Source organism: Paenibacillus beijingensis (assembly GCF_000961095.1).
In the GTDB taxonomy this organism is placed as follows: domain Bacteria; phylum Bacillota; class Bacilli; order Paenibacillales; family Paenibacillaceae; genus Paenibacillus_O; species Paenibacillus_O beijingensis.
The window spans coordinates 127,841-140,439 of record NZ_CP011058.1 but is presented as its reverse complement, the minus strand read 5'-3'; the positions used below and the strand labels follow the sequence as shown (position 1 = coordinate 140,439).

General features: G+C 50.1%; 12 protein-coding genes and 1 pseudogene. 12 read left to right on the top strand and 1 reads right to left on the bottom strand.

Annotated features, from left to right (window positions below; genetic code table 11):
* The first annotated feature begins 14 nt into the window (after positions 1–14).
* The 4 genes from VN24_RS00650 (at position 15) to VN24_RS00635 (ending at position 1,620) form a co-directional block, all read left to right on the top strand.
* A complete protein-coding gene (locus tag VN24_RS00650) occupies positions 15–254 on the top strand; it encodes a hypothetical protein (RefSeq protein ID WP_045668843.1) in 240 nt (79 codons plus the stop codon).
* A gap of 115 nt (positions 255–369) precedes the next feature.
* Entirely contained in the window at positions 370–672 is a 303-nt protein-coding gene (locus tag VN24_RS00645; RefSeq protein ID WP_045668842.1) for a heme biosynthesis protein HemY, read from the top strand.
* A gap of 41 nt (positions 673–713) precedes the next feature.
* Positions 714–944, top strand: a complete 231-nt coding sequence (locus VN24_RS00640; RefSeq protein WP_045668841.1) for a YuzB family protein — start codon at positions 714–716, stop codon at positions 942–944.
* Positions 945–1,218: 274 nt separating this feature from the next.
* Positions 1,219–1,620 carry a VOC family protein gene (locus VN24_RS00635; protein ID WP_045668840.1) on the top strand — a complete coding sequence of 134 codons (402 nt, stop codon included), beginning with the start codon at positions 1,219–1,221 and terminating at the stop codon, positions 1,618–1,620.
* Positions 1,621–2,086: 466 nt separating this feature from the next.
* On the opposite strand, the gene VN24_RS00630 is transcribed toward VN24_RS00635, so the two are convergent.
* Positions 2,087–3,229, bottom strand: a complete 1,143-nt coding sequence (locus tag VN24_RS00630) for a THUMP domain-containing class I SAM-dependent RNA methyltransferase (protein WP_045668839.1) — start codon at positions 3,227–3,229, stop codon at positions 2,087–2,089.
* A 384-nt stretch (positions 3,230–3,613) separates the two neighbouring features.
* Between VN24_RS00630 and VN24_RS00625 the strand changes: the two are divergent.
* The 8 genes and pseudogenes from VN24_RS00625 to hutU all read left to right on the top strand — a co-directional run bounded on the left by VN24_RS00625 (position 3,614) and on the right by hutU (position 12,594).
* Positions 3,614–4,248: pseudogene (locus VN24_RS00625) on the top strand (O-methyltransferase).
* A 220-nt stretch (positions 4,249–4,468) separates the two neighbouring features.
* Positions 4,469–5,662 (top strand): helix-turn-helix domain-containing protein, encoded by a 1,194-nt coding sequence (locus VN24_RS00620; RefSeq protein ID WP_045668838.1) that lies wholly within the window; start codon positions 4,469–4,471, stop codon positions 5,660–5,662.
* A 167-nt stretch (positions 5,663–5,829) separates the two neighbouring features.
* Positions 5,830–6,450, top strand: a complete 621-nt coding sequence (locus VN24_RS00615; protein ID WP_045668837.1) for an ABC transporter permease — start codon at positions 5,830–5,832, stop codon at positions 6,448–6,450.
* Positions 6,451–6,463: 13 nt separating this feature from the next.
* Positions 6,464–7,108 (top strand): ABC transporter permease, encoded by a 645-nt coding sequence (locus VN24_RS00610; protein ID WP_052702715.1) that lies wholly within the window; start codon positions 6,464–6,466, stop codon positions 7,106–7,108.
* Positions 7,109–7,149: 41 nt separating this feature from the next.
* Positions 7,150–8,073: an ABC transporter substrate-binding protein gene (locus VN24_RS00605; protein WP_045668836.1), complete on the top strand. Its 924-nt coding sequence runs from the start codon at positions 7,150–7,152 to the stop codon at positions 8,071–8,073.
* 82 nt (positions 8,074–8,155) lie between these two features.
* Positions 8,156–9,139: an ABC transporter ATP-binding protein gene (locus tag VN24_RS00600; protein ID WP_045668835.1), complete on the top strand. Its 984-nt coding sequence runs from the start codon at positions 8,156–8,158 to the stop codon at positions 9,137–9,139.
* 32 nt (positions 9,140–9,171) lie between these two features.
* Positions 9,172–10,692, top strand: coding sequence for a histidine ammonia-lyase (gene hutH, locus VN24_RS00595; protein ID WP_045668834.1), 1,521 nt, complete (start codon positions 9,172–9,174; stop codon positions 10,690–10,692).
* Between the two features lie 240 nt (positions 10,693–10,932).
* Positions 10,933–12,594, top strand: coding sequence for a urocanate hydratase (gene hutU, locus VN24_RS00590; protein ID WP_045668833.1), 1,662 nt, complete (start codon positions 10,933–10,935; stop codon positions 12,592–12,594).
* The last annotated feature ends 5 nt before the right edge of the window (positions 12,595–12,599 follow it).

Genomic DNA, 12,599 nt, shown 5'->3' with positions numbered 1-12,599 from the left:
AAGGGTGATCATCCATGCGCAAGCTGCTGTCGCTCCGCCACTGGAGACATGTGTTTGTCCGTATTTACCGAATCATAACGGCGCCGGGCGTTACGATCGCGGACAAGCTGCTTTTTCTCGTTCCCGTGCTGCTGTATTGGGTGCTGCCGGATTTGCTGCCTCTGCTGCCGTTCGACGACATCGCGGTGACGATGATTGTAGCCGAGTGGTTTACCCGCAGAATGGAACGAAAGTACGGCTCCGGTGCCGGTTGAACTTTGCGGGAAATTTCTTTAAAATAGATTGGAGCGTCCTTTTTATATTAATGGAGTCTCTATAATACAATTTGCTCGACCGGCGAATAGATAAGGTGAACGGAGGATTTCTGAAATGAACGCAAAAATTACACGCAACGCAGCCAAAAAGCTTCGCGAAGAGCTGGACAAGCCCGAACATGCAGGCTGTATGGTTCGTGTTTACGTAACCCACTCTCATGGAACCCATGCCCATTACGGTCTCGGCATCGACGAACCGTCGGATAAGGATGAAGTGGTGGCTACCGATAAGGACATTAACGTCCTGCTGGAGAAAGGCGTCGACATTCTGGACGGCGTCAAAATCGATTACTTGTATGTGCCGAACGAGGGCTTCTTGATTACGAACCCGTCCAAAGGCAACCACGGCGATCATTAACAGCCGGGAACCGGTGGCCCGGCTCAAGACGGGAGAACATAATGGCTAACGATATACGGATCTGTGATAAATGCAAACATATCCGGATTAAGACGATGCTGCCTAAGCTTCAGAAGCTTGATCCGGATGCGGAAATTCGCGTCGGCTGCAAGTCCTACTGCGGACCTTGCGCCAAGAAGGCGTTCATTTTCATTAACGGCCGCTATGTGACGGCCCCGACGGAAGATGAAGCGGTCCAGAAAGCGAAGACGTTTCTGAAGAAGAAGAAATAAGGATGAATGCGCAGCTTGCCGGTCAGGCGGGCGGGATCCGCTTCAAGAAACGGAGCAATGAAATGAAAGAGCGGCTATTAGCTTCAAGTAATGGAATAGTGAAACGAAATAGCGGTTTTAAGCATCGGTAACGGAATAATAAAACGAAAAGCGGTTTTAAGCATCGGGCGTTAGGAGCGGGCTTAAAACCGCTTTTTGTCATCTGAATGTACGGAGTATGACCACATCTCTATTCGGATATTGGATGATTTTTCCTTTCCAAGGGGGCTTACTTATGGCGGCAGCACTTTTACGGCCTTACATTTTCACCGAGGACGCTCGTGAGCAGGCGGCTTTTTATGCCGCAGCACTTCAGGGGGAGATTGTCGACGTAAAGACGTTCGGCGAGATGCCGGGAGCCGCGGAAAGCATGAAGGACCGGGTCATGCATCTGCAGCTTCAAGCTGCCGGACAGCTGTTTTACTTGGCCGATGCGGAGTCGGTCGAGCGGGGCAATGGCATTGATTTGACGCTGGAGTTTGGGAGCGACGAAGAAACGGCACGTGCATTTGAAGCGTTGTCCGAAGGGGGCAGTGTAAAAATGCCGCTTGCACGGATGTTTTGGGGAACGCTGTTCGGGAGGGTGGAGGACCGGTTCGGCGTTAGCTGGCAGCTGGCGACGCAGCAGCAATCGTAACTCGTCCGCTGCGGCCTGGCCTCCGGTCCCAATTATAGGACAGTAATCGGCATAAAAGGTTGCCTCGCGGCGCGGCTTTTGCTGCAGCAGCCGGATTGAACATCGGCTATAATGCGATTTTTTTGCACCGCGCGCAGCTCCAATGCTCGGCGAGGCGATACTCGGGCAGCTTCAAAAGCAAAAACGAACCGATCAAGGGCTATCCTTGGCCGGTTCGTTCGTATTTTTATTTATTTTCTGCTTTTTGTAACGCACATCGTCCAATCTTACCCGATGTTTCCTTCTACCTACGCCTAGCGAGAAGCTGATCATCGAAAGTAATGCATCCACCGCCATCGTACCGTCGTTTGAATGCTGCAATGAGACGGCCCCGTTTCTAGGTTATTAAAGCCTATGTTCATCCGATTCGAACCAATCGGGACAGCTCCATTCACGCATAAAGCTTAATCGCCGGATTATCTGCTTTCTACTCGGGACTGCGCGGCGGAAGCGGGCCTAAATATTGAAACAGGTTGCACTCGATTCTGCCGTTAAACAGCTTCCGTTTCTTATCGGATGGCTTGCCGAAGAAATGTTCAAAGGAGCGGTTGGGGCTGAGGGCGAATGCCGACCAGTCCGACAGGATGGCCGTCATCAACCCGAGCTCCCGCAGCGCCTTCTCCGCTTCCTTATCGTTGCCGAGCCGCTCGCCGTACGGCGGGTTCGTCACGATACAGCCGTAGCGTCCTTCCGGCTTTGCTTTGGAAATGGGCAGCACGCGCAGCTTGATCTCTTTGGCGAAGCCGGCTTTCCCCAGTGCCGCATTTGCGACATCGATCGCCTCCGGATCGATATCGGAGCCGCTGATCTGCAGCGGAATGTCGTCGCGCACGCTGTCAAACGCCTCCTCGCGCGCCTGCTCCCAAAGCTCTTCGCCGATAATAGGCCACTGCTCGCTATTAAACGTGCGGCGCAGCCCCGGCGCCACATTCCAGCCGATCATGGCCGCCTCGATCGGTATCGTGCCCGATCCGCAAAACGGATCGTACAGCGGACGTTCGGGACGCCAGCGGCTGAGCAGCACCATCGCCGCGGCCATCGTTTCCTTCAGCGGCGCTTCCGTAACCAGCTTGCGGTAGCCGCGCTTATGCAGGCTCGGACCTGTCGTATCAAGCGTAAGCAGCGCCGTATCGTTCAGCAGCGAGACTTCAATCACGAAGCGTGCGCCGTCTTCGGGAAACCATTCGGTGCCGTAGCGCTCCTTCATTTTTTCCACGACCGCTTTCTTGACGATGCTCTGGCAGGCCGGGACGCTGGAAAGCTGTGACTTGTGCGACCGTCCTTCCACCGGGAATTCTGCATCTCCCGGTATCCAGTCCGGCCAGTCGAGCGCCTTCGTGCCTTCAAACAGCTCCTCAAATGTCGTCGCTTTGAATTGGCCCATCTTCACAAGCACTCTGTCCGAGGTGCGAAGCCACAGATTAGTCCGGCATATGTCCTGCGGTCCGCCGAAAAAAGTGACCCGTCCGTTCTCCGTCTTTACATTCTCATATCCTAATTGTTTCAGCTCCCGCGCCACGACGGCTTCAAGCCCCATTGGCGAAGTCGCGATCAATTCCAATTGCTGCACATCGTTCACTCCATCCGCTTCATTCCGGCGGTTGTAACTCCCCGGTGAAAATCATACAATCAAGTATAGGATAACCCGGGAGCTTACACAAGGCGGCGGCGCTGCAGGGAGTCTGTCAGAGCTGAATCACAGAGACTACATATGACCCGGGCGAGACGCAGCCAAAAGCCGCGCCATGTGCATGCATTAGCAGTGGCTAGGCGCTAGCATAGTCTTCGCTAATCGAACGATTTACTCGTGCTAGGCGCGTGAATAAGCGTCGCTAAGCGCACGCATAAGCTGGCTAGCCGCACGCGAGGCTGCGCAATCCGCTCGCCAAGCCGCGCTAGCCGCAACGGTCAGCGCTTCGCCCGGATTGAACGTCTGATAAAGGAGATAAAATAAATGACGATACCGACACCTGAACAATATACGGAAGGGCTGCATCCGGCGGATCCCGACCTTATGCGGGTCGAAGCGGGAATCCGCGCCAAGGGGATGCCGGAAATTTCGGTGTCGGCCGGGTACGGCCGACTGCTTACGATGCTGGTGCGAATGAGCGGAGCGAGACGGATACTGGAAATCGGCGCCTTGGGGGCTACAGCGGCATCTGTCTGGCACGGGGGCTAGGCGAAGGCGGACGGCTCACATCGCTTGAGCTGCTGGAGGATTACGCGCAGACGGCGATGGTGCATATGACGGCCGCAGGATACGGCGGCATCGTCGATTATATCGTCGGCGACGCGGTAGAAAGCTTGGCCCGGCTGGCGGAAGCGGGGGAGAAGTTCGATTTCTTTTTTATCGACGCCGACAAAGGCAACTATCCGTACTATTTGGAGCGTGCGATCGAGCTTGCAAGTCCGGGCGCGGTTATTGCCGCCGATAACACGCTGCTGCGCGGCAGGGTGGTCGATCCGAAGCGGGAAGGGCCATCCGTGCAGGCGATGCGGAGCTTTAACGAGGCGATCGCGACGGATGAGCGCCTGATGGGCGCTATGCTGCCCGCTTACGACGGCCTTGCGATAGCGATCGTAAAATAAGCGGCGCCGGCTAATACCGCTGATATATGCAGGCTGCAGTATTAGCGGCAAGCAGAGGGGAGTAGTGGAATGTAACTGGGCCAACGGGACGCCGTTGGTCTGTTTGTGCTGCTCTGAAACCCGTTGAATTTGTTTTGAATTGTGTATACTCTACGTAAAGCATCCTTTAATAAAATATTGCCGTTATGAACACACAAAAACTGCTTAAGAGGTGAGGCTTATGACATTCAAAACTGCGCAAGCTGCGTTCGCTCAACTTCTTATTACCGGAACACTCGTACATGAAGCGGCTTACGATGATATGCGCAGAGCGCTAGAAATTGATGCAAATCCCAATACGGTTCTGGTCGTCTCCATCGACCGTTATCCGGAGCTTGCAGTAGGGATGCCGATTGAATGGAGAATTGAAATCGGCAGAACATTAGTCCAAGCGATAGTCAAATCGATCTCAGAGCCTTTTCTATGGGTATGGACCGAAGAAGGCATTATGGCTGTTCTGCTTGAACTGCAGCAGGCACATAATCCGCAGCTCAACCTGGATAAACGCCCCATGTCAATCGTCCGGAAAATTCAGAATATTATTGATACGCAAGGCTTTTCCGTATCAGTTGGCATTGGCTCGCGTTATGATAATCCATATATGCTCTTTCATTCCTATGAAGAGGCCAAGAAATCGATGGTCAACCGGTTTTTTCAGGGGAATCGGATCGTTTATCAATTTGATCAAGAAACAGCGCGCGAGCCCAAATTAACAAATCCGATTACGCCCGAGGAAAAGATGGAATTGCTGGCAAGGGTACGGATCGGCGATGAGGAAGGATCTGTAAATCATCTGAAAATATTGCTGGAAAGGGCGGCTCATTCGTACAAATTTAATGTCGATATGTTCAAGTCCGAAGCGCTCGATCTTATAATGTCCCTGTCGCGCTTGGCGGTTGATATGGGGGGAGACGCCTCGGAAATTTTATCCGAAAATGCGAGAATCATTCAATCGTTGGTCGGCACGGTCCGCTACAACAATTTTGTGAGCAAGTTATGTGATTACTGGCGGGAGATTGCCAAACAAGTCGGACAAGCCGGCGGATTTGAAGCGTCACCGATCATTCGTGCTGCCATCAAATATATAAAGGAAAACCATGCTCAAAAGCTGACATTGAAAAAAATGGCAGAATATTGCCATGTAAATGCGTATTATCTTGCGCATCTGTTCAAGAAGGAAACAGGTATGAGCTGTATTGATTTTTTAACTAAAATTCGTATTGAAAAATCAGCTTTTCTATTAGAAACGACCGAAATGACCGTACAGCAAATCGCCATACAGGTTGGTTTTCAGGATGCCAATTATTTTTCCCGAAAGTTTAAGAAGATGATGAGCTGCAGTCCCAGCAGCTACCGGGAAGCAAGATTGTGCTAGACATAAGCAACTTTAACCCATTGTTGGTGTGGAGGTTAGGAATTATTATAATCGTATGTCAGGTAAATGAACACCGCTAGTGACGGTAATAAACATAAGGCTCATTTTTATCTGAAATGTTGTCAGGTTAGTTTTTTCAAGCTGAGACTTGAGACAGGAGGCTGATAATGAACTATTTAGTTAAAAATTTGGACAAGGTAATGGGACTGTTTGTTGATCATGTCGTATTGGTTGTTATTTCACTCTTTTTATCGGTGTGTATCGCTGTGCCGATTGCGGCTGTTATTTCAAAGTTTGCGAAATCGCAGGCTCCGGTCATTGGGACTTTCGGTATTATTTACACCGTTCCGAGTCTGGCATTGTTTTCTTTTTTGATTCCCGTATTCGGCTTGGGACTCAAACCTGCGGTTATTGCGCTAATTTTGTATTCCCAAATGATTTTGGTGCGGAACATGGTTGCGGGAATAAAAGGGATTGACCCTTCCATTTTCGAGGCTGCAAAAGGGATGGGAATGGATAAATGGCGAATATTCCGCAAAATTACAGTTCCTCTTGCCCTCCCGGTTATTATCGCAGGTATTCGCATTGCAGCCATTTCCATGATTGGTACCGCAACAATCGCCGCGTTTATAAATGCGGGAGGACTTGGGAAATTGATTTTTGAAGGCATTTATCAGGACAATTCCGGTAAAATCATCGCCGGTACGATCGCGGTTATCATACTGGCTGTTACGACAGAGGTATCGCTGCGATTGCTGGAATGGAAAGTGAGCTTAAAAACGAGATGAAGGGGGAGAAAGATTGACTATTTTGGAAGATACGCTTCGGGTCATTACGGACAAGCCAGATGTATTTCAGGAAGCGCTGAAAATTCATTTGCTGCTCAGCTTCATTGCCTTATCCGCCAGCATTCTGATCAGCATACCTTTAGGCGTATATTTATCGAAAAGAAACCGGGCCTCCTTAGTCGTATTAAACGTTTTGTATCTTGGAAAGGTTATTCCGAGCTTGGCGGTGCTGGCGCTGCTTATGCCGTATGTCGGCGTCGGATTTTTACCTTCTCTGATTGCATTGGCTGTATTTGCCATCCCTACCATTCTGATTAACACGGTCACTGCGTTTAAGGAGGTGGATAAAAGTGTCATCGAAGCGGGGCAGGGAATGGGCATGAATCCGGCTCGCATATTTTGGAAAATTGAGTTTCCGCTTGCATTACCGGTTATTTTGACCGGAATTCGGACGGCGCTCGTTGAAGTCATTGCGGGTGCGGCGTTAGCATCTTTTATCGGCGGAGGCGGCCTGGGAGATTTTATCGTAAACGGAATTGCGCTCTCCAAGACATCCATGCTGCTCGCCGGAGCCATACCGATTTGCGTAATCGCATTTACAGGGGATTTAATTTTTGGCGGCTTTGAAAAGTTTGCAAGACAAAAAACTGGCAGTTAACAAAAAAACGATAAAAATTAAAAGAAACGGAGAGATTAAGAATGCAATCCCTTTTTAGAAAGCTCTCACTTACTGGTATCATGCTTTGTTTGGTCATTACAGCGGCAGCTTGCGGCAGTTCCGGCAACAAAACGGCAGAAGGCGGTAAGCCCACCATTAAAATCGGTTCGAAAAATTTTACGGAACAATTCATTCTCGGGGAAATTTACGCTCAAGTTTTGGAAGCCAATGGCTATAATGTCGAACGTAAACTGAATCTTGGCGGCACGGATGTTGCGTTCCAGGCGCTCAAGAACGGTGACATCGATCTATATCCGGAATATACCGGAACAGCTCTGCAGGACGTTTTGAAAGGCTCGGTACTGAACGATGAGAATGCGGTCTATGATGCGGTGAAGAAGGGTTACAAGGAGAACTGGAATATCGACGTATTGAATCAAACCCCCTTTAACAATACCTATGTATTGGTGACTACGAAGGAAGTTGCGGAAAAATATCAGCTTAAAACGTTATCGGATCTTGCGGCTAAAGCCCCTGAATTGAATTTTGCGCTAATACCTGAGTTTGGAGAACGTGCTGACGGACTGCCGGGACTTCAGAAAGCTTATGGGGGCTTCCAGTTCAAATCAGCCAAACTGTTTGATATCGGGTTGAAATATAAAGCATTGACCGACCATAAGGTCGACGTTACGATCGGCTTCGGAACAGACGGACAAATCGCAGGTTATAACCTTGTTTCATTGCAGGACGATAAGCGGTTTTGGCCTCCTTATCATGCCGCTCCGCAAATCCGCGGGGATCTGCTGAAAAGCCATCCCGAAGTCGGCGACATTTTGAATAAAGTGGATGCGCTGCTGACGGATAACGTTATGGCCGGATTGAACTGGCAAGTGGACGGTCCGGAAAAGATCGAACCGGAAGATGTGGCGAAGACGTTCCTTACCGAGCAAGGTCTGCTCAAGTAAATGAACCTTGTCGTTAAGCTGAAGAACTAGCTTATGCTTACGAAGCGGTTTTGACTTCGTCAAAACCTTTAGGAGGAAGAATATGAGCGGAATAGAGTTCCGGAATGTATCGAAATCTTATCCGGGTTCAAACAGGCCGGCTATCCAAAATGTGAGCTTTACTGTAGAGTCGGGACAATTTATCGTCTTGCTCGGAAGCTCCGGATGCGGGAAAACGACACTGCTTAAAATGGTTAACCGACTGTACGAGCAGTCTGAAGGACAAATATTGATTGACGGGGAAGATACGAAATCCGTTTCTCTCAATGATTTAAGAAGAAGAATCGGATATGTTATCCAGCAAAGCGGTTTGTTTCCTCACATGACTGTCGAACAAAATATTTCCGTCGTGCCGGAAATGCTTGGCTGGGATAAAGCGAGAATAAGCGCAAGAATCGATGAATTGCTGGAGCTTGTCCATTTAGAGCCTAAGGTTTACCGCAAACGGTATCCGCGTCAAATGTCCGGCGGCCAGCAGCAGCGGGTGGGACTGGCACGCGCGCTGGCCGCAGATCCGCCGTTTATGCTGATGGATGAGCCGTTTGGCGCAATCGACGCCATTACCCGCACGAAATTGCAGGATGAGCTGGTGAGCATCCAGAAAAAACTGCATAAAACGATCTTGTTTGTGACGCATGACGTGGAAGAAGCGCTGCGAATGGCCGATAAAATCATTATTTTGAAAGATGGCGACATCGTGCAGTATGATACGCCGCTTGAAATATTGCTCAATCCCAAAAATGACTTTGTTAAAAATTTGACCGGCGGGCATGATTTGATTCGTCAGATTAGTCTGATTAATGTGACCGACGTAATGGAAAAACTGGATGCGCCTTACATGAAGCCGGAGAAAGCGGCGGTTTCCGAAAATAGCGATCTTAAAACGGTATTGACGCTTTTGCTGCGTGAAGGTGAGGAAGCTCTCCATGTTGTGAATGAAGCAGGATATGCAGTCGGCAGGGTGACACTTTCTGATTTGCAGAAGCTGTGGTCTCCCGCCAAGGAAAAAGTGGCGAATTCATTATAAACGTTGATGAAGCTGCCCCGGGAGATGATTATGTGACCACTATTGTTATTGACGGATCGGCACTTCGTATTGATGACGTCATTCTTGTCGCAAGAAAGGCAGCTCAAGTAGAACTAGCCCAAACAGTAAAAAATAAGATCATGAAATGCCGTCGTTTCGTCGACCAAATCGTAGAGGAGCAAAAACCGGTTTACGGCATTACAACCGGACTTGGCGACCTGGTCAACGTTCGTCTGACGCCGGATGAAGCTGCGCAACTTTCACGAAACGTCGTGATGAGCCATGCATGCGGCGTTGGCGAACCGCTGGAAACCGATCAAGTGCGCGCCATTATGTTTGCAGCCATTATTAATTTCGCGCAAGGGTATTCCGGTATCCGCTTGGAAACCGTTGAAACGCTTGTAAAAATGCTTAACGAAGGTGTAACGCCTTTCGTTCCATCTCAAGGTTCAGTCGGTTACCTGACGCATATGGCCCATATCGCACTTGTGTTGATTGGGCTTGGCGAGGCTAATTACAGGGGGAATTTGCTGTCTGGATCGGAAGCGATGCGGGCGGCCGGAGTTCCAACCGTGACGTTGAAAGAAAAAGAAGGACTCAATCTGGTAAATGGAACGGTCTGTATGATTGGAATTAGTGCTCTTGCCATCTATGACAGCATTCAGTTATCGAAGTGGGCCGATATTGCGGGAGCAATGAGCTTTGAAGCTTTGCAGGGAACTTATTATGCGTTTGATGAACGGATCCAGCAGGTCCGCCCTTTCCGCGGGCAGCGGCAGGTTGCTGATAATTTGCGCCGGCTTATCGCCGGCAGTGAAATAAGCGAAGGCTCTAAGGATTTGCGTATTCAGGATGCGCTAAGCATCCGCTCTATGCCTCAAGTGCATGGAGCCTGTAGAGATAAAATATCTCATGCGCTTGAAACGGTGGAGATCGAATTAAACTCCGCAACCGACAATCCGCTCATCTTCGATGACGGGGGAGTAGGGCGGCCGATTTCGGCCTGCAATGCTCATGGCGAGCCGCTGGCGTTAACGATGGACATGTTGACGATGGCCGTTACTGAATTGGCCAATATCTCGGAACGGCGAATCGACCGGCTTGTTAATCCTCATGTCAGCGGATTACCGGCTTTCCTGGTCAAGAACAGCGGTTTGAACAGCGGGTTTATGATTGTCCAGTATGTAGCGGCATCGTTAGTGGCGGAAAATAAAGTATTATCGCATCCAATCTCCGTTGACTCCATTCCAACATCGGCATTTCAGGAGGATCATGTCAGTATGGGCACGCCGGCCGCGATAAAAGCGGTGAAAGCGGTAGGGAATGCAGCGCAGGTGATTGCAATCGAGCTGTTGTCGGCTGCGCAGGGGTTGGATTTTCATAAGCCGAAGCAGTTCGGTGCCGGAACGGCGATTGCTCATCACATGATTCGCAGCCATGTGCCGGAATGGACAGAGGACCGGGTATTTTATCCGGATCTGAAGCGAATGGTCGCATTTGTCGCGCATGATGAAGCAATGGAACGAATCGAATCGACAATAGGCACTCTATAAGCCTGCTTAAAAAGGCATAGCGCGAAGGAACGGCTGAGTTAGCCTAATAGCTTTCTGTTAAAGAAGCCAGTCTGGAACAATGCTTTGTTCCCTGATTTTTCCGCTTGGAAGCAATCCGAAAATCAGGGAACACTAGCGGTTCAGGTTCCCACTCTTTTTGCGGGACGATTAGATCATCAGACTGCTATTGTATACGGCACATTGATTTAAAATAAAGATTTAATGGAGGTAAATATAAGTATGACAACAATAAATCGAACAGAAATTAGAGCCCAACGGGGCGTTGAACTGCAAGCAAAAGGATGGGTACAGGAAGCGGTGCTTCGGATGCTGATGAACAACCTGGATCCGGAGGTTGCCGAACATTCCGAGAAGCTGGTCGTTTATGGCGGAATCGGCAAAGCGGCGAGAACCTGGGAAGCATTTGATCGTATCGTGGCCTCCTTGAAAAATTTGAATGAAGACGAGACGCTCCTTGTTCAGTCGGGAAAACCGGTTGCCATTTTCAAAACCCATAAAGATGCGCCGCGGGTGCTGCTGGCGAATTCCAATCTTGTTCCTGCCTGGGCGACTTGGGATAAATTCCATGAGCTCGATAAAAAAGGCTTGATGATGTACGGTCAAATGACGGCCGGAAGCTGGATATATATCGGCAGCCAAGGAATTGTACAAGGCACTTATGAAACGTTCGCAGAATGCGCAAGACAGCATTTTAACGGAACGCTGCAAGGAACGATTACAGTAACGGCCGGCTTGGGCGGCATGGGCGGGGCGCAGCCGCTCGCGGTCACGATGAACGATGGCGTTGTCATCGGTATCGATGTAGACCGGTCGCGGATCGAGAAACGGATTGAAACCCGTTATTGCGATGTGCTCGTCGAATCGCTCGACGAAGCGATATTTATGGCTGTGGAAGCAAAAACAGCAGGGAAAGCACTGTCAATCGGCTTGCTGGGCAACGCGGCTGAAATACTTCCGGAAATGATCAAACGGAATTTTATTCCCGACATTATTACGGACCAAACGTCCGCCCACGATCCTCTTAACGGATATCTGCCGGCCGGAATGACGATGGAAGAAGGGGAGGCATTGCGGAAGCAAGATGCGGATGCATATGTCCGCAAATCGAAAGCCAGCATGTCCGTTCATGTCCAAGCGATGCTTGATATGCAAAGCAGAGGTTCGATTGCGTTCGACTACGGAAATAACATTCGTCAAGTCGCGCTTGATGAAGGGGTTACGAATGCATTTCATTTCCCCGGATTTGTTCCGGCATATATCCGTCCGCAATTTTGTGAAGGCAAAGGGCCTTTCCGCTGGGTCGCTTTGTCCGGAGATCCGGAAGATATTTACAAAACGGATGAAGTTATTCTGCGTGAATTCGCTTATAACGAGCATTTGTGCAAATGGATTAAGATGGCTCGCGAAAAGATTGCCTTTCAGGGCCTCCCTGCACGTATTTGTTGGCTCGGATATGGAGAGCGCGCGAAATTCGGCAAAATTATCAATGAAATGGTCGCTTCCGGGGAGTTGAAAGCTCCGATCGTTATCGGACGCGATCATCTCGATGCAGGCTCGGTCGCTTCCCCGAACCGGGAAACCGAAGCGATGAAGGACGGCAGCGATGCGGTGGCGGATTGGCCGATTCTGAACGCGCTCGTCAACACGGCTGCGGGAGCAAGCTGGGTATCCGTTCACCACGGCGGCGGTGTAGGTATGGGTTATTCGCTTCATGCCGGCATGGTTGTCGTTGCAGACGGTACGGAAGATGCCGCCAAGCGACTTGAACGCGTATTGACAACGGATCCTGGCATGGGAGTTGTTCGCCACGTTGACGCGGGTTATGAGTTGGCGATTCAGACGGCAAAAGAAAAAGGCATTCAAATTCCCGGGTTGGCATAAAGGGA

Coding starts and splice junctions, on each gene's coding strand:
- hutU (WP_045668833.1), top strand. CDS start 10,933: ATGACAACAATAAATCGAACAGAAATTAGAGCCCAACGGGGCGTTGAA.
- VN24_RS00635 (WP_045668840.1), top strand. CDS start 1,219: ATGGCGGCAGCACTTTTACGGCCTTACATTTTCACCGAGGACGCTCGT.
- VN24_RS00650 (WP_045668843.1), top strand. CDS start 15: ATGCGCAAGCTGCTGTCGCTCCGCCACTGGAGACATGTGTTTGTCCGT.
- VN24_RS00605 (WP_045668836.1), top strand. CDS start 7,150: ATGCAATCCCTTTTTAGAAAGCTCTCACTTACTGGTATCATGCTTTGT.
- VN24_RS00640 (WP_045668841.1), top strand. CDS start 714: ATGGCTAACGATATACGGATCTGTGATAAATGCAAACATATCCGGATT.
- VN24_RS00645 (WP_045668842.1), top strand. CDS start 370: ATGAACGCAAAAATTACACGCAACGCAGCCAAAAAGCTTCGCGAAGAG.
- VN24_RS00600 (WP_045668835.1), top strand. CDS start 8,156: ATGAGCGGAATAGAGTTCCGGAATGTATCGAAATCTTATCCGGGTTCA.
- VN24_RS00615 (WP_045668837.1), top strand. CDS start 5,830: ATGAACTATTTAGTTAAAAATTTGGACAAGGTAATGGGACTGTTTGTT.
- VN24_RS00620 (WP_045668838.1), top strand. CDS start 4,469: ATGACATTCAAAACTGCGCAAGCTGCGTTCGCTCAACTTCTTATTACC.